This window comes from Pedobacter sp. D749, from assembly GCF_019317285.1.
Classification (GTDB): Bacteria; Bacteroidota; Bacteroidia; order Sphingobacteriales; family Sphingobacteriaceae; genus Pedobacter.
In genome coordinates this window covers 1,628,118-1,648,430 of record NZ_CP079218.1, presented here as the reverse complement: position 1 = coordinate 1,648,430, position 20,313 = coordinate 1,628,118, and the positions used below count along the sequence as shown (strand labels likewise).

Here is a 20,313-nt window from a genome sequence, read left to right as displayed (position 1 = left end):
CTAATCAAATAATTTTTCCAAGTCATTAGTGGATAGTTTATAACTGAAATCGCTAGGGGTTAATTGTTTGGTTTCAAGGTTTGCACAATGATTGATGATCTCTTTAAGGGCATTGTGGTAGTGGTCTTTCAGCCGTACGGCCTGTTCTGCCGGAATATGTAACTGGTGATAACCCAGCTCAAGGGTCAGTTCCCCCGAGACGATCATTCCCGATATATCCAGCACAAAAGTGCTCTGCGTTCTGGGACTGCGGCTTTGGCCCGAGGATTCTGTTGCGATATCGAATTCCTTATCCGCTGTATCTGAGTCAAACTGTCCCAGGTAATTGAAACTGATCTCAGGGGAGATACTACCCGACAAAACCCCATTTCCAAGGTAAGCAAGTATGCCGTAACCTATACCCCTGGACGGAACCTGACGCAACTGTTCCTTCACCGCAATCAGCTGGTCCGATATCGATGAACCAACCGAAACTTCCAGTAACAACGGATAGATACTGGTAAACCAACCAACCGTGCGGCTGATATCAACTCCGGCGAGGATCTCCTCCCGACCATGTCCTTCCATCGACACCAGCAAACGGTCTTGGCCGTACTCCTGATGTAACGAGCGGAAAAGGCCCGTAAGAAGGATATCGTTTATCTCTGTATTATAAGCACCGTTCACCCCAGTCAGCAGCATTTCTGTTTCATCCCGGTCCAAAGTAAATGAGACCACCCCCATTTCTCCTGTCTGATAAGAACCTTCAAAGGATGGCCATAACTTTGACCCCAAAGAACGTTCCACCACAGCAGCCCAATAATCCTGCTCCAATGACTGGAGAACAGGAACATGCGCCAAAAGCCCCGAAACCCAGCGCTGGTAAGAGTCTGTCTTCAATGGCAGCTTATACTCCTCACCGTTCCGGTACTGAATGGTCAGCTGGTCTAGGTCCTCAAACAATATCCGCCAGGAAACACCATCTATAACCAAATGGTGCGAGACCAGCAAAAGCCGGTCACCTGAATCAAGACGGAACAATACCACTTTAAGTAAAGGACCCGACGACAGGTCCATACTCTCCTGGACCTGCTGACCCGAATCGTGCATCTGCTGCTGCCAGTTGATCTTGCCACGCAAATCCAGAACCTTTACGCTCACAGGATGGGACAGATCACCCGTCAGCTGACGGATATCCCTACCTGCTTCCTTGTAATAAACACGCAATATATCGTGGTGCCTCTGAAGGGCGGTCAGTATCGAACTCAGTCCAGACTCATCCAGTCCCGAAGGTACGGCCAGCATTACTGATTGGTTGTAATGATGGCGGTCAGGGTGACCGCTACCAAAAAACCATTGCTGGACCGGGCTCAATAATACCTCGCCATGAACAGCCCCCTGATCGGCAACAACAACTACAGGGCTCACATATAAACTTTGAAGACGGATCGTAGGATGTTCAAACAACTGCCGTACTTCTAGCTTATAACCCTCTTTATACAGGCGGCTTGAGATCTGGATCGCCTTGATCGAATCTCCACCAACCTCGAAAAAATTGTCATCTATACCCAGATGGAAACGGTTAAGTACGCCCTGCCATACACTCAATAATACAGACTGTATCTCCGTTTCGGGTAATGCTAAGGGCTTTTCTTCCTCCTCCGCTAACACGATGGATTTCAGCTGGTCGTAGTCAGCCTTACCATTGCTGGTATAAGGGATCGAGTCAACTTTTATATAAACGGATGGAAGCATGTAGTCCGGAAGATGCATGCGCAGGTAGTTCCGCACTTCTGAACTGTCCAGGGCCTCCGTCACTGAGTAATAAGCACATAAACTGGCTATGCCGGAGGCATCTGTACGGGCAAGTACGGCTGCTGACCTGACCGAGCTGTGCCCCATAAGTACACTTTCTATTTCTCCTGTCTCAATACGGTAGCCCCGGATCTTTACCTGCATGTCCTTTCTGCCCATATATACATATTCACCGTTAGGCATACGTACGGCCAAGTCACCCGAGCGGTAAAAACGCTCAGATGGACGGCCAGGAAGACTGATGAACCTTTCACCGCTTAAGCTTTCCCGGTTCAGGTAACCACCGCTTACCGATGCACCCCCGACAATGATCTCTCCTACAGATCCGTCAGGTACAGGGCATAAAAGATCATCCACCAAACAGATATAATGACTCTTAAAGGGAACACCTATGTTACTTTGACCGCAGGTGATCTCCGACTCGCCGATCTCTTTAATGGTTACGTGGACCGTTGTCTCCGTTATCCCATACATATTGACCAGCCGAACATCAGGATAACGCTTGTGCCATAACTGTAGCATACCCGGTTTCAAGGCTTCCCCACCGAATATCACATAACGCAGGCCAAGGCGGATATGATCACGCTCCAGTATCTCGGTTAAAAGGTTACTGAACATCGATGGCGTCTGATTCAGGACACTGACCCTTTCTGTTTCCAGCATATCGGCAAAAGCCATCGTATTACGGGCAGTATCCCGCGAAATAACTACAAGCCTACCTCCGTTAAGAAGGCTCCCGAAGAGTTCCCACACCGAAAAATCAAAACACAGGGAATGCGCCAAAACCCAAACATCTGAACTGCTGAACTCATATTCAAAATCATCATGAAACAATAAGTTCATTACATTCGAATGGCTTACAGACACCCCTTTGGGCGTTCCTGTAGACCCGGATGTATAAATTACGTATGCCGTATCTGCAGGATTGTTGAGATCTGCCAGGGATGCACCACTGTAACTGCCCTGTCCGGAAAATACCTCATCTACCAATAAAACCGTTGGTCCACTACACGATCCCAACAGGACTGAAAATGATCCGGTGGTGAGAACAGCTTTTACAGACGAGTCCTTTACCATAAAACCTATACGGTCCTCAGGATAAGAAGGGTCCAGCGGAACATATCCGCCACCGGCTTTTAAAATCCCCAGTACAGATACGACCATATCTAAACCTGGTGATAACAAAATACCGATCAGATCATTGGCAGTAACACCCTGCACATCCCGTAAATAGCGGGCAAGCTGGTTGCTCCGGAAAGACAGTTCGCTATAACTTAAGGAGGCCCCCTGGTAACTTAAAGCTACTGAGCTGCCACCTGCCAGGACACGTTCTTCGAAAACAGAGTGGAGCGTACCCAAGGGAAAACTAAAAAAAGGAACCTGATGGAAACGTTCCGCTTCTGCTGTTGTCAGACAATTCAGTTCATGCAGCCGCATATCCGGATTTAAAACGATACTCCGTAAAAGCTCTTGGTAATGACTGCCTAACTGCAATATCCACTCCCGGCTGAACAAATCTGTATTGTACTCAATGTTTACCGACAGACCGGATTCGCCAGACACAACTATCCAGGTCAGGTCAAACTTGCTTACCGGAAGCTCCGTCTCATTATTACTGATCGTAATCCCCTCAAGCATTTCTTCCGAAGAACCCGAACCTTCAAAGGTGAGCATCACATCAAACAACGGACTACGGCCCGGATCCCGGACCAGAGACAGGTCTTCCAATAAACAGTCAAATGGATATTGGTCATGGGCAAAAGCTTCCAGGCACCGTTCTTTTACACGGCGTAACAGGCCGATATAGCTCCAGCTTTCTTCAAACTGCATCCGCAATGCCAGTGTATTCACATAAAAACCGATCTGCTCTTCAAGGTCCCGGTGAGAACGGCCAGAAACAGGCGTACCGATGATGATATCACGCTGATGGCTGTATTTATACAACAGGATATAAAGAGATGTCAGTACACCCATATAAAGTGTGCTGTCATGGGAACGGCTCAGCATGCTCAGACCATCGGAAACATCCGCACCGATCATAAAGTGCTCTCGGGAACCATTATAACTCTTCTGTACAGGCCGTGACTTATCACCGCGAACCGAAAGTAAGGGAAGCTGCCCCGAAAACTGCTCTTTCCAGTAGGCACGGGAGCGGTGGGCCGGATCGGCCAGCTCCTGGACCTGCCAACGCGCATAATCACGGTATTGAAGCCTGAGCTCAGCCAAAGGGTAAGCACCACCTTTCTTATAGTAAAGATAAAGTACCGATACTTCTTTGAGCAATACACGCATCGACCAGCCATCGGAAATGATATGATGCATCGTAAATACAAACAGATAACGGTCGGCTGACAGATGCAGCAACTGTGAACGCAACAGTCCGGCCTCCGATAAATCAAAAGGCTTTGATACCTCTTCACGGATAATCTCCTGGAGTTCCACGGAATCCTCCGATAATCCGCGCAAATCCCTGTAAACCACAGAAAAGCCCATCGATGAAAAGGGCTCAACCTGTTGAACAGGTTCCCCGGATACCTCATGGAAACCTGTCCGAAGAATCTCGTGACGGGAAACTACTTCCCCAAAGGCACGTCGGAAGGCTTCCACATCAAGATCACCTTCCAAAACATGCGTCCCAACTAGGTTATAGGCCAGACCTGAACCAGGTTGGTGGCTCAGCGCCCACAAACGACGCTGTGAATGTGACAAATCATAATAAACAGAATCCGGAATATGCGATATATCTGAATACTCAAATAGCTGGCTATGATCAATCAAATTAGCCAATTCAGCCAGTATAGGCTTTTTGAAAAGTTCTGAAATACTCAAATTGATGTTGAACTCTTTGTAAATTGCTGAAATGAGCTGTAAGGCCTTTAGCGAATGTCCTCCTATTTTAAAAAAAGAAGCATTTCGACTGACTTTGGATACACCCAGAATTTTTTTCCAAATCTCCGCTAATCTTACCTCTGTTGTGCCTTCTGCAGGTTCGTATTGAAGTTTACTTTCATCAATCTTAAAAAGCTTTAAAAGTGCTTTTTTATCAACTTTTCCATTTAAGTTAAGCGGAAAATCAACTAATTTAACAAAGTATGAGGGAACCATACTAGCACCAACTTCATTTTTTAAATGGGATCTTAACAACTCTTCGTTAGCGGATTCTCCTATAAAATAACAAATTAAAGAAATTTGATTTTCCTGGTCTCTATCAGCTATAATTACCGCAGATTCTACCTCATGCAACTTTATAACTGACAGTTCTATTTCTTTCAGATCAATCCGAACGCCATTTAACTTAACCTGGTCATCTAAACGCCCCATAACCTGGATATTCCGATCTTCAAGGTATTTCCCAAGATCACCAGTCTTATAAACGATATCTGCCTTGTCCTTGATTAAAGGATTTTGTACAAAAACAGCTCGTGTCAAGTCTTTGTTCCGATAATATCCTAAAGAAATAAAAGAGGTTTTAATATAAATCTCGCCAATCTCCCCCACACCGCAAATTTGATTGGCCTCGTTTATTATCGCTACATGCGTGTCATTTATCGGCCTACCAACCGGTAGAATCTGTGCAGTTGTGCCTGATATTGCTTTAATCCGGTGAAACATCTTCGCCAACGTGGTTTCAGTCGGCCCATAGAGATTGACAAACTCTGTATTTGATTCAGTATTATCCCACCATTTTTTCAGATCCGTTGAATAAAGTATTTCACCTGACAAGAGCATAAATTTTAATGCAGGAAAAGAACACTCCTCGCCTGACATTACCTCAAGCTCTCTGGTCAAAGTCTTAAATAAGGAAGGCACATAGTGTACTAAAGTAATTGAAGCCTGTTTCAGCCACTTCAATAATAATATTGGGTTGGACACTATAGCAACCGATGGAACACAAAGTGTCCCACCTGAACACAAAGGCACGAAAATATCACGTAAAGAAGGATCGAACGTTTTTTGAATCAAATGACTTACCCTGCAATTATGGTCAAGTTCAAATTCTTTTATTTCCCAATTTATAAAGTGATGCAGACTCTTATGCCTCCCTAGGATAGGTTTACCAACACCGGTAGAGCCTGAAGTGTAAAAGATATAACAGCCACTATCCGGATCAACAATATTTTTTGAATTTTCAGGAACATAGGTTGCCTCATCGCAACGTTCGAAACCGCGAGCAGTTTGGTTATAAATGTTTATTGAACAGGAGTTATCAAAAGTAAAAATTTCGTTAATGTGAACAGAATTTTCCAGTGCAATTTTTTCAATCTCAGACCTTGATTCTTCTGTGGTGATGATTCCATCCACATCAAGTTCATTGAGTATTTCTGTAATCCTTTTTAAAGGAAAATTCAGATCTAGTGGTAAATAAATAGTTCCCGATTTGAATATGGCAAGGATTGCTGTAACCAGATCTATCCCTTTTGGTAAAAAGACAGCAATTACGCGTCCCATCTTATTTGTCTGAGCGCTTAAAACTGCTGAAAGTTTATCTGATCTTGCATCCAGTTCCGCATAAGTGACAATATTTAAATCCTCTTCTATTGCTGTTAAATTCGGATAGTCTATTGCGACCTGACGAAAAACTTCGTGAATCAATTTATGATGCATAAAATGTGATCTTAATTTTAAAAAGAATACCTATCCTGAAAAATCAGGCATATCGAATAGTGTTAAAAAAATATTGAACGTAAGGACCGTGATCAATAAATCTGTATCAAATGGAAGATTTAATTTAAAATCTTTCCGTGTATATATTTTCTTTAATTTCTCAATGGTATCAGGATTGAAATATCCCTGCCTTTTAATCATATCATAAGATAAAAGGTCATTAACCCATTCAATGTTGTCCGCCAGGATCGAAGGACTCCCGGGTGCGACGAAGCTAAATTTCTCTCGTCTACAAATCTGTTCCGGCACATACTTTTTTGCAAGGACTTTAAGAATATATTTTTCATTTAAACCCTTCAACTTTACTGACAATGGCATTTCAGCCAAAAAATCCATAATATTTATATCAAGAAAAGGGTATCTTCCTTCAATCGAGTTGGCATAAGATGTTCTGTCACAATGATCAGCCATTAAATGGTCTGCCAAGCGAACTTTCAAATCCAAATAAGACCTTTTATCGAAGTCACTCCTACCTTTCAACTTATCTTTATCAATGCTCAGATTAAATGTACAATCAAATTCAGGCATTATGTAATTCACGGCTTCCGAATACAGGCTTCTTTTCTGTTGGGCAAAATCGTAGTAATTTTTTTCATAGAAAAAATTGGGATCCCCCCACATTCGTAGCCTATATTGCTCTTCCATCAACTCCTCCAGATTATCACCGGGAAGACCGGGCGATTTAAGGGCATCCAGTTTATAACCCACATACCCGCCGAATAATTCATCCGCGCCTTCTCCAGACAAGATTACCTTAATTTTCTCGCGATTCACATTGGCGGATAGCGCTAGGCTACAGGTATTATATGTTTCCTTTAGCGGGCTTTCCGCGCAAAAGACTGCTTTTTTCAGATTATCATAAATATCAGAGGAGCGAAACTCGACCTCATGATGATTTGAACCCACATGACCAGACATCAGTCTTTGATAAAAGCTTTCGTCGATTTGTTTTTCATCGGCATCAGGAAAACTTATGGAGAAAGAATCAAATTGATTCTGCGGCTTAATTTTCTTAATCAGACCAGCAATCAATGAAGAATCCAGTCCCCCGCTCAGGTAGTAACCGATCGGAACATCAGCGTTTAATCTGTAGCTTACTGATTTCAATAACAGATCCTCCAGCTTTTCGATATAATATTCCTCAGGCTTGGTTGTTACCTGGCCTTGAACAGCATCAGGATAATTAACATCCCAGTATTCCTGCTGAACAAACTCATGATTTTTAGCAATGATCAAATGTCCGGGCTTAACACTTTTAACATTTTTGAACATGGTTGCCGGACTTACTAATCCTGGAAGTGTGAGAATTTGATCAAGACCGTTAAGATCTACCTCTCGCTTTAATGCAGGAAATTTTAACAATGCCTTGATTTCTGAACCAAAAATCAGGCAATCACCTATGCTCGCATAAAACAACGGGCATATTCCGAAATGATCTCTTGCTAATAATAGTGATCGGTTCCTGCTATCGTAAATAACAAAAGCAAATTGTCCGTTCAATCGTTTGATAAATCTCGTTCCGTATTCCAGATAGGCATGCAAAATTACCTCTACATCACAGTCCGACTTAAATTCGTATCCTTTTAAGGTCAACTCATTACGTAATTCTTTGTAATTAAAAATTTCGCCATTGCAGATCAGGATAACTGAGCCATCACTGCTGCGAAAAGGCTGTTGACCATGTTTAATATCAATTATACTCAGCCGTTTGAATCCCAATCCACAATTTTTATCGAAAAAAAATGATTCATCATCAGGTCCTCGATGATTCAGCGATCTGGCCATTGAAATTACAACTTGTTCGTCGACGCCTCTCGACTGGAAATCAAAAACACCGGTTATACCGCACATTTACTATAAATTAAAGGTCAAGACTGGTGGTTTCCTGCGCCATAAACCCTTCTAATTCAGGATGATTAGCAGATGCCGATATTAAACTGATTTCCTCATATGTCAAATCAGCGGACAGAAGCCGCACCGCCAAATAGTTCAGATTAGCAGCTATCTCTCTTACAAAACTTTCACTATAGACATTGCTATTATAAGTGATTTTTACTGATAAGCTTTGGCCGGGATAGATAATGACGTTAAAGTTGTAATTCGTTCTTTCGTGAACTTCAACTTCATCAATTTTAAGATTTGTTTCATAAGCAAATTGTTGTCCAAACAATGGCAACTGCTCTGCTAGTGGATAATTTTCAAAAACCAAAACATGATCAAAAAGATCTGTATTTAAACCGGACGAGGATTGTATGTCCGCAATTGGGTAGTAGTGATGGCTGCCCGCTTCTAAGGCATCAGTTTGAAGTTTTTTTACGATTGCAGCAAAGCCCTTTGTTTTCGCAAAATTTATATGTACTGGAACTGTATTAATAAAAAGCCCTATAATAGATTCGACATTTGATATGGCAGACGGACGCCCTGATACGACTGAACCGAATACAACATCGTCCTGCTTATTGTATTTACCTACTAAAATCGCCCATATAGCTTGGAATACTATATTTACTGTTACTTTATTTTCAGTCGTATATTTTAAAAACTGTGCATTTACACTTTCTTCAAAGTTGATGAATAAATCTTTACTGTTATAGCCATCTGCTATTTCCAGAGTTGTAGCGACCTGCGGTATTTTGGAAGGCTCTGAAAGATCATCAAGGTAACTATTCCAATAGGCCTTGGAGTCCTCATAATTCTGCTTATTCAACCAAGACATATACATTTTGTATTGAGTGGCCTGAGAAAAATTTGGTGTTTTACCATTGACTAACGTACTATACAACTCAAAAAATTCCTTATAGAATATTCCAATACACCATCCATCCATAATGATGTGATGAAAACTCCAGATGAAGGCGTGTCGATGCTCATAGGTTTTAAAAACGGCTACACGCATTAAGGTATCAGTTGTTAAGTCGAATGATTTTGTCCGGTCAGTTGTTTTTTTATCTGATATCAAATCATTCTTTTCGTCGTTTTCGAAAGTTGTTAAATCATAAAACTCGAAGTCTATTAATTTATTTTTAAGAACAACTTGAATTGACGGATAAGTTTTATCCTGAATAAATACCGTCCGCAATATATCGTGCCGTTGAATTAAAATATTCAATACCTCCTCTGCAATTGATACCTTAAAGTCTCCCTCAATAATAAAGGATATCTGCTCCAGATAAGCCATTGAAGTATCATCGATCATACTTTGATATAACATGGCCTGCTGCATTGGGGTCATCGCATAAATATCTTCAATATCGTATTGGCAACTTAATTTTGCCAATTCATTAATGGATAGTTTATAACTGAAATCGCTAGGGGTTAATTGTTTGGTTTCAAGGTTTGCACAATGATTGATGATCTCTTTAAGGGCATTGTGGTAGTGGTCTTTCAGCCGTACGGCCTGTTCTGCCGGAATATGTAACTGGTGATAACCCAGCTCAAGGGTCAGTTCCCCCGAGACGATCATTCCCGATATATCCAGCACAAAAGTGCTCTGCGTTCTGGGACTGCGGCTTTGGCCCGAGGATTCTGTTGCGATATCGAATTCCTTATCCGCTGTATCTGAGTCAAACTGTCCCAGGTAATTGAAACTGATCTCAGGGGAGATACTACCCGACAAAACCCCATTTCCAAGGTAAGCAAGTATGCCGTAACCTATACCCCTGGACGGAACCTGACGCAACTGTTCCTTCACCGCAATCAGCTGGTCCGATATCGATGAACCAACCGAAACTTCCAGTAACAACGGATAGATACTGGTAAACCAACCAACCGTGCGGCTGATATCAACTCCGGCGAGGATCTCCTCCCGACCATGTCCTTCCATCGACACCAGCAAACGGTCTTGGCCGTACTCCTGATGTAACGAGCGGAAAAGGCCCGTAAGAAGGATATCGTTTATCTCTGTATTATAAGCACCGTTCACCCCAGTCAGCAGCATTTCTGTTTCATCCCGGTCCAAAGTAAATGAGACCACCCCCATTTCTCCTGTCTGATAAGAACCTTCAAAGGATGGCCATAACTTTGACCCCAAAGAACGTTCCACCACAGCAGCCCAATAATCCTGCTCCAATGACTGGAGAACAGGAACATGCGCCAAAAGCCCCGAAACCCAGCGCTGGTAAGAGTCTGTCTTCAATGGCAGCTTATACTCCTCACCGTTCCGGTACTGAATGGTCAGCTGGTCTAGGTCCTCAAACAATATCCGCCAGGAAACACCATCTATAACCAAATGGTGCGAGACCAGCAAAAGCCGGTCACCTGAATCAAGACGGAACAATACCACTTTAAGTAAAGGACCCGACGACAGGTCCATACTCTCCTGGACCTGCTGACCCGAATCGTGCATCTGCTGCTGCCAGTTGATCTTGCCACGCAAATCCAGAACCTTTACGCTCACAGGATGGGACAGATCACCCGTCAGCTGACGGATATCCCTACCTGCTTCCTTGTAATAAACACGCAATATATCGTGGTGCCTCTGAAGGGCGGTCAGTATCGAACTCAGTCCAGACTCATCCAGTCCCGAAGGTACGGCCAGCATTACTGATTGGTTGTAATGATGGCGGTCAGGGTGACCGCTACCAAAAAACCATTGCTGGACCGGGCTCAATAATACCTCGCCATGAACAGCCCCCTGATCGGCAACAACAACTACAGGGCTCACATATAAACTTTGAAGACGGATCGTAGGATGTTCAAACAACTGCCGTACTTCTAGCTTATAACCCTCTTTATACAGGCGGCTTGAGATCTGGATCGCCTTGATCGAATCTCCACCAACCTCGAAAAAATTGTCATCTATACCCAGATGGAAACGGTTAAGTACGCCCTGCCATACACTCAATAATACAGACTGTATCTCCGTTTCGGGTAATGCTAAGGCTATTTTACTATATACCTCTCCTATTGGTTTCGGCAAAGCGTTCCGGTCAACTTTACCATTGGAAGTAATGGGAACAATTGGGATCCAGATAAAATAAGCAGGGATCATATAAGAAGGAAGCATCTCCGAAGCGTATCGTCGCAGTCCGGAAACATCAAAATTCTTATTTCCGGTGAAATAAGCTACTATCGATTTGGAACCATTGTCGTCATAAGTTAGCACTAATGCGTTTTCAATAGCAGGGTGTTTTACCAAAACATTTTCTATTTCCCCAAGTTCAACTCTAAAACCTCGGATTTTAGTCTGCGTGTCCTTTCTTCCCAAGAACTCCATATTACCATCGGGAAACCATCTGGCGGTATCGCCGGTTTTATAGATTTTGGATGCCTTATCTGGAACAAGAGGATTCTGAATAAACTTTTTGGCAGTTAATTCTAGGTCATTGATATAGCCCTCTGCCAAACACTCTCCGCCAATATATAAATCCCCTACTACGCCAATCGGGCATACCTGTAGGTATGAGTCGAGTACATAATATTGAGCATTCTGTATAGGCTTTCCATAAGGAATACTAACCCACGCTGGATCTATTGTTTCTATAGGGAAAAAGTTTGACCAAACTGTTGCCTCAGTTGCCCCTCCTAATCCAATTACCTGGATCAATGGAAAAGTATTCTTCATTTTCACTGCTAAATCCAACGGAATCCAGTCGCCGCTCAAAAACACCAATCTGAGATTATTCGTATCAGCAATCCGACTGGTAGGAATAAAAAAAGCCAATTGTTGCAAAGCAGCTGGAGCTGAATCCCAAAAAGTAATCTTTTCGTTGTCCAACAGCCAAAGTAGCTTTTCAGGGTTTCTTACATCATCATTCGAGGCTACGTAAATAGATGCACCTGCAGACAGTACTCCAAAAATATCGTAAACAGACAGATCAAATGAAAGCGAGGTAACAAACAAAACTTTATCTTTTGGAGAAACATCGAAGGTCTTGTTTACCCAATCTATTAGGTTGATGACTGCACGGTGTTTCACATATACGCCCTTTGGCGTTCCTGTTGTTCCGGAAGTGAAGATAATATAAGCTAAATCGTCAGCCGTCAGATTATTTGCTGGATTATATTGGGGCTGACCATCTAAGTGATATCTTGTCCAGATATTTTTCACAGGCACATAACCTACATTCTGCGACGTGTATTTTTTTTCAATGATCACATCAAAGCGGAACTGAAGTTCGTTTTCAAAATCCTTGCCTCTGCTGATAATCTTGTATTTCGATAAACCTTTTTTTCTACAAAAATCTTCAAAAAATTCACAACTAACATACAGCTCCCCATCTAAGTTTTCCTTAGTTCTCATAGACGCATCATTGTGTTGATTTGCAAACAAGTCTAATGACTCTTTAAAATCACTTTTTCTATTCAGATCCAAAATGTCCGCTAAAAGAATGGTACCACCTTCATTCAAAAGTGATAGTGCTTTATCCAGGACTGTTTCAAGATATTTATAGCCAGGAAAAAACTGGGCTGTACTTGCTAAAATAATGACATCAAGTGATTTGTTCTGTATTGTATCTACCTCGTCAGCGAACATTTCCAATAAGGTAATATTCGAAATACCATTCTCAGAGATAAATTTCTTATTTTTATTTTGTGTTACAGGAGATGGTTCGACACCATAATATTGACCAACAAGTGGAGCGATTCTAAACATCAACGCCCCGTTACCACAACCAATTTCTAATACATTAGCTTTAGCATGTAACTCATTCCTTAACAATCCAACTACGTGATTAACATACTGGTTTACTTCAATTTCCTGAAAACATTTTCCTGTGTAACTGCTAAAAAAACCGCCGCCTTCAATAGCGTTTGTTCCTTTTTGCGCCAAATGATCCCAGAAACCTATTACTGCCTCTGGTTCAAAAGATTCGATAGGTATATCTTTATGGTCGAGATCTAAGCAAATAACATCTTTAAACGTTCTAAGTTGCCACATCATCGGCTGTAAATAGGGCAATTGAGCTTGATCTGTTATCACACACGCGATCTCCAGCATCCCCAAAATATCCAGAATTCTGTTTTTTGGCAATGTGGGTTCCATTGGAACATAGTTTCCTCCTGATTTAATTATCGCCAATACACCAACGATCATGTCGACTGATCGACTGATCAAAACACCTATATGACTTCCCTTAGGGTAACCAAGCGCTGTCAGTTTATGGGAAAGCTGATTTGCTCGTTCATTCAACACCTGATAAGTTAGGATATGTTTTCCGTCATTCACTGCCACGGCCTGTGGATTTCTCTGAACCTGACTTTCAATCAATTCCTGAATTGTCATGTCTTCAGGATATGGTGCGTAAGTAGTGTTGAACTTTTGCGTTATCCTGAATAATTCGTCGGAAGATAAGACACTATGACTATAGATTGGACGCTGTCTATCTTCAACTATTGATTGAAAAGCATTATTTAAGTGCACTATCAGATACTCAATTCTCTCTTTTGAAAAAATGTCTGTATTATATTCCACATTCAGCTCCAGGCAGTTGTCAATCTCAGCAAAAATGAATACCAGATCAAATTTACTTTGGGGGATATCTACATCGTATTTGGTGAGCGTATGCCCCGTAATATTGATGGTGTTTTGCGCACGTTGATTTTCCAAAGCGACTACAACATCGAATAAAGGATTGCGGTCAAAATCTCTTTCAAGCGATAAATCATCCACAAGGCTATCAAATGGATAAATTTGATGCTCATAGGCACCTAAGACTTCATTTTTAACTAATCGAAGCAAATCATCAAATGACCGTTCAGGGTCAAAACGTAATCTAAGTGCTAATGTGTTAATAAAGAAACCTATTTGCTTTTCAAGCTGCCTATGATCTCTGCCAGCAGCTGGCACTCCTAAGGTGATATCATTCTGTCCTGTGTATCTAAATAACAGCGCCGTTACTGAAGCTGTTAAAACCATATACAGGGTTGTGTTAGTTTCTTCAGCGATTGATTTTAGGGCAATATATAAGTCGTCTTTTATTATTCTTTTTAGCTTACTTCCGTTATAAGATCGCACATGAGGTCTAGGAAAATCCGCAGGAAAATCCATTACCACTACTGGATCCTTAAATTTACTGGTCCAATACATCTGATGTTCGATCTTTTCAGGTGAACTTAAGATCTCATTCTGCCAATAAGTGAAATCTTTATACTGGATAACTGGCGCAGATAAACCTTCAATGGATTTTCTATTATTTGCCAGTGTATCATACAGGTCCATTAATTCACTGGCTAATATTTCAAGTGACCAGGCATCGACTATGATGTGATGAAATGAGATCAGGAAAAATGATTGACGATCATTAGAAAGGGTTTTCAAACGAACTAGCGGACCGTTTCGAAGATCAAATGGCATACCTAGATCGTCGTTTATGATATTATCTATTTCATTTTGAAAATCAACCTGTTTATTTACCTGGAAAGATTCTATCGGAACGGCAACATCTTCTAAATCAAGTACCCGTTGCTTAGGTTCTCCATTAACCTCTATAAATATCGTTCTTAAACTTTCATATTTTCCAACAATAAGTACAAGTGCTTCAGTAAGTGCGGCATTATCTAACAAGCCGTTCATATTGTAAGCGCAATATATTTTGTATGCTGATGGATTGCTAATAAGCTGGTCTAAAACCCAAAGGCGTTTTTGACCATGTGAAAGTTCATAATGTTCCTTTTTTATGACGGGCAATATTTCCTTGAAAAGACTTTCGTTTTGATTCTCTATTTTCTTTCCTAAACTATAAATAGTCGGGTAAGCGAAAATGTCTTTAATTTCGATTTTCACTTTCAGTAAACTGTGAACACGTGAAATTACGAGTGTTGCCAGCAGCGAGTGTCCCCCCAGATGAAAGAAGTTCAGGTTGATTCCTTCAACAGTCGTTCCAAGCACATCTTCCCATATGCTGATCAAAAGTTTTTCTATAGTGGTTGTAGCTTTTTGATTCAAGACAAACTCATCGTTGAAAGCACCTGGTAGGCAGCGTAACTTTTTGCTGTCGATTTTTCCGCTCTCCAAAAGCGGAAACCTATCTAAGAAAGTCCACAACACTGGAATCATATACTGGGGCAGATATCTTTCGGCAAAAGTCCGGAGTTCTGTTATGCTCTTCTCAGTGGAAATTACAAATGCTGCCAGATTTAAATTAGCAAATTCATCTTCTACGGGAAGTACTTTAACCTCCGAAACAGCAGAGTGTAGCGACAAAACATTTTCTATTTCACCGACTTCGACACGTTGCCCACGAATTTTTACCTGTTCGTCCTTTCGACCGATAAAGAAAACGCTGCCATCCGGTAAAAAACGGCCGAGATCACCCGTAAGATACAACTTTTCGCCAAGTTTGAAAGGGCTGTTTATAAATTTGAGGTTAGTTAAATCGGCATTATTTTTATACCCCCGGGCCAAACCGCGACCTCCAATTGCAATTTCACCGATAACTCCAGTAGGCTGTAGACGGAGAAGATCATCTACGATGTAAATATTTCTACCGGGAATCGCCTTTCCGATATTAGACACATCCGATAAAGTTTCTAATTTATTGAAGGTACTGCAAATAGTCGATTCAGTAGGCCCGTAAGTATCATAAATCGCATAATGGTTAATCAAACGATCTATATTAGCGATTTTTAATTTATCACCGCCACTGATAATAAGCCGAAGCGCACTGAAGTGGATCAGACTCTGGTTGATTTCGTTTAATATAACCGGTGTAGTGCTTAAAATAGTAATGCTTTCTGCTTCAATAATTTCAATAAGTTCATCGATATTTCGCGCGCCGTCTTTCATCATTACCACACAGGCGCCGCTGCACAATGAAGGAAATATCTCTTCTAATGAGGTATCAAAAGTAAAAGAAGCTTGTTGAACTATCCGATCATTAGGTTCAAGTTTGAAACACGTGGAAAATGTTTGGACATAGTCAGCTAAGCTATTGTGTTCTATCATTACACCTTTGGGAGCACCTGTCGATCCAGATGTGTACAGTACGTATGCGAGGGCTGAACCTAGAGGTTTTTGCGTTAAATTGCCTGTACTATACGTTCCGCTACAGCTGTAAGCATCTGCCAACATTATCTCTCGACAGGAAATGTCTGTTGACCCTAAACCACTAATCTGATCGGTTATAAGGAGCTTCAGTCCGCAATCCTCAATCATTGCAATTTTTCGTTCGTAGGGGAACTCGACATCAATAGGTAGAAAAGCGGCACCGGTTTTTAAAATTGCCAATACAATAACAATGTATTCCTCTGACCGCTGCAAGTGCACCCCGATAACATCATCCTGCTTAAGCTTACCAGCCTCTTCAACGATAAAGTTAGCCAACTGGTTAACCTTGTCATTTAGTTCGGTATAGGTTAGGGTGACATCGTTGAATTGAACCGCTTTTAGTCCTGGGTTTAAAACAACCTGCAGTTCGAAAAGTTCAACTACATTTTTTTCAGGATACGACTTAGCAGGTACCGAGGGGTTGTAATTTAGCAGTATATTTAACCGGTCTTGCTCTGTGAGCAGATTATAATCTGCTAATTTTTTATTGGGATAAGTTACAATATCTAATAATAATTTTTCAAATTGTAAAACCATGAGTTCAATTTGCGCTGCTGCAAAGAGATCTGTGTTGTATCTTAAATCTAAGCTTAGCCCATCTTTTTCCTCTATAAACTCAAATTGCAAATCAACAAAGCTACTTTTAATGTTTACTGGAAAGCGATCAATTGAGATATCCCCACCCAAATCATCAAAATAATTTTCAAAACCCTGCAGTATAACCAGTATGTCAAATCCGGGATTTCTATTATTATCATAGCCGTAGTTGAGCTCCCTCAAGATTTCCTCCAATGAAAGGTGTTGATTGTTTAATGCCCCGGCGAATTTTTCACGTACCCCTTTTAGAAATTCAGCAAATGATAATTGTGGCGCGGCATTATTTTTCAACACCACAGTATTCAAATGATAGCCTATCTGGTCACTGATTATTTCATCTGCCCTATCGGCGATAACCGTTCCAAGAGATATCTCTTCCTGTAAAGAGTATTTTGAAAATAAAATAGTTAGCAGAGATATAATTGTCACGAAACCAGACGAAGAATAAACTTTGTTGAGCTGTTGAAATGCCCCAAATGTCTCATATGAAAATGTAAACACTTTGGTTTGACCAACATAAGTAAGTTTATCAGGTCTTATTTGATATGTTGGTAAATGAAGAAATGGCGATTCTGTTTTTAACTCTTTTAGCCAGTAATTTTTGATTGCGCCAAGTTTTCCTTCACTATGAATATTTTTATTCCAATTAATAAAGTCTTTAGCCTGAAAGTCCAATGCTTTAAGGGGATTCCCCTCATTTTTGATATACGATTTATATAATGTAGCTAAGTCTTTTAACAAGACAGTAATTGACCAACCGTCCGAAATGATATGATGAATCGTAAATTGAAAAATGATCAATTTCGGTGTCAGAGTATAAATCTTTGCTCTGAGAAGCGTCCCATTATTCAACTGGAATGGAGTATTGGCTTCAGCATTTACTTGTTCTCTCAATTGCTCATTAGCGTTGTTTTGCGACGTAAAATCGATCAACTCGAAATCAAGATTTCCCTCCTCATTGAATTTCTGAAAGGGTATTCCGTCAATCTCAAACAAAACCGTCCGCAAAGAGTCATGGCGTGCAATGACAGACTTCCAGGCTTTTTGGAAAACATTCAAATCAACAACACCATTGATTTTAAATGCTAAAGAAATATTGAAGGCGCTCGTGTTTGGGTTATGCCTTTCAATGAACCAGAATTTGGCCTGCCTATGTGACAATTCGTAATATTCTTGTTTCTCTGCCTTATTTAACTGTTTCTGAACAGTCAGTGTTCGATTTAAAATATGAGACTTAAATTTATTCAGTGTGGGGTGAGTAAAAACGTCAGCTAAGTTTAAATCCGTTTTAAGTGATAAATTGACCTTGCCAATAAAGTTCGTAATATGAAGGCTATTCAATCCATACGAAAAGAAATCATCATCCCCCATCAAAATCTCTCCACATATACTTTCAAGTATCCTGTCTACAATTTGAAGGTCAATGTTCACTAAACTGAGGCTATTGTCTATGAGATTGAGTTCATCAATAACTTTATTGAAGGTGCCTTCATAATATTGCTCAATTAAATTGTAATTTTTGATCTTTCCACTTGTTGTTTTTGGGATACTTCTTACCGGAACAATCTGATCTACTGCCAAACCTACATTTTGCAGTATTCTACGCTTTAAGTTTGCCGCGATCGACGAAAAATCGGAAACAGTTCCTTTATAGAGCACAAACAATATTAGCAGTTCCCTAAAGCTTTTCGGATCTTTAATACCGCATGCTACTACTTTACCAGGCCCTAAAGGTGCAACCTGATGCGCATATCTTTCAATATCATGGGGATAAAAATTTTGGCCATTAATAATGATGATGTTTTTTGCTCGGCCCACAATTATCAGCCGTTCGTTATTAAAAAAACCTAGATCACCGGTAATCAGCCAATGATCATCTGTAAATATTCTCTTGCTTTGGGCTGGATTATTATAATAACCGGCTGAAACATTATTGCCCTTTATTTGTACGTGACCAATCCTATGTTCGCCTAACAGGAGGTTTCCATCAGCTATTCTAACAGAACAGGTTTTTATTGGGGTTCCTAATTCGACAAAAGCGATAGCATCACTATTGTCGGGACTTAAAAACATCACTTTATCCCCTATGTTTAAATTGTTCCGATTAAGGTGATGGACATGCAGTGGCTTTCCTGGCTCGGGCAAAGTTACTGCAACAGAAGCTTCCGCCAGGCCATAACCTGGGTATATGACATTTGGCTTCAGATTAAACTGACTGAGTTCAGCAGAAAATTTTTCACAGAGTTCGTATGAAATGAGCTCTGCACCATTATAAATTATTCTTACTGCCGATAAATCCCATGACCTTGATTCAGCAGATTTCAAAGAGGACAAAAAATATTGAAAACCAAAATTCGGGGAATAAAGAATAGATGTTTTGTACTCATGCGCTTTATTTATCCAGATACTAGCTCTTTTGATAAATAAGGAAGTAGGAATAATATACTGATTAATACCTGCAACCAGACATGAAAGGTGAAAGCATATCATACCCATATCATGTGTCAAAGGCATCCAGCTTAAAGCAGAATCTTTTTCCGTAATTTCTGATCTTTCAATGATATCGTTTGTATTATGCAGCAAATTTGCATGAGTCAGAACTATCCCTTTCGGATCGCCGGTTGAACCGGATGAATATTGGATGTAGGCGATATCAGATGCGCAAGATTCTATAACCTTACCTTTCCTAAAATGCTTAAAGATGGTAGACAGTTCAATATATCGGTCATTAATCCCCTTGTCAAAACCAGGAAAAAGCTGCGTTGCGGCAAAATCCTTCAACCGTTCTAGGTTATCCAGGTTGCCGATTAAAAATGGCGTCTTTAAAGAATCCCAAACTTTTAGCACCTTTAGCTTGTGATCGTCTTTGTTGCCGATAGAAAGTGGTACGGGTACTATTTTACCTAAAAGGCATGCCCAAAAAACGGTCAAAAAAGCCTTGTTATCATCAATCTGAAAAATCAACTCATTTCCGGGTTTTAAACCGCTAGTCTGCAATACACCAAGAACATCAATTGACTTTTCATACAGTTCTCCGTAAGAAATAAAACTGTCTTCCGATGAGTTGTCAATAAAAGTCAATCCAGTATTGACCGCATTGCAGGCCGAAGTCAGGCACGAAATTAAACTACTGTTCATCATAACAGATGGGAAACTTTAAGAACGAAGGTGGAGATTAGTTCAAATCATTTTGGCGCTGGGTTTCAACTTATAAACTTAAGTATCCGGCACCAAAATGATTTAATTATTAACAAGGTAAATTAAGCTGC

3 protein-coding genes are annotated in these 20,313 nt (G+C 40.9%); all 3 read right to left on the bottom strand.

Features of this window, described 5'->3' with window-relative positions:
- The 3 genes from KYH19_RS06685 to KYH19_RS06675 are packed head-to-tail and all read right to left on the bottom strand — an operon-like array spanning nucleotide 1 to nucleotide 20,185.
- On the bottom strand, nucleotides 1-6,399 hold the full coding sequence (locus tag KYH19_RS06685) for a non-ribosomal peptide synthetase (RefSeq protein ID WP_219078066.1): 6,399 nt from the start codon (nucleotides 6,397-6,399) through the stop codon (nucleotides 1-3).
- Between the two features lie 30 nt (nucleotides 6,400-6,429).
- Nucleotides 6,430-8,310 carry an asparagine synthase (glutamine-hydrolyzing) gene (asnB, locus tag KYH19_RS06680; RefSeq protein WP_219078065.1) on the bottom strand — a complete coding sequence of 627 codons (1,881 nt, stop codon included), beginning with the start codon at nucleotides 8,308-8,310 and terminating at the stop codon, nucleotides 6,430-6,432.
- 10 nt (nucleotides 8,311-8,320) lie between these two features.
- Nucleotides 8,321-20,185, bottom strand: a complete 11,865-nt coding sequence (locus tag KYH19_RS06675; protein ID WP_219078064.1) for a non-ribosomal peptide synthetase — start codon at nucleotides 20,183-20,185, stop codon at nucleotides 8,321-8,323.
- Nucleotides 20,186-20,313 lie beyond the last annotated feature (128 nt).

What these genes read in the sequence shown, in the direction of transcription:
- KYH19_RS06685 (WP_219078066.1), bottom strand. Translation starts at nt 6,399, where the DNA reads ATGCATCATAAATTGATTCACGAAGTTTTTCGTCAGGTCGCAATAGAC.
- KYH19_RS06675 (WP_219078064.1), bottom strand. Translation starts at nt 20,185, where the DNA reads ATGATGAACAGTAGTTTAATTTCGTGCCTGACTTCGGCCTGCAATGCG.
- asnB (WP_219078065.1), bottom strand. Translation starts at nt 8,310, where the DNA reads ATGTGCGGTATAACCGGTGTTTTTGATTTCCAGTCGAGAGGCGTCGAC.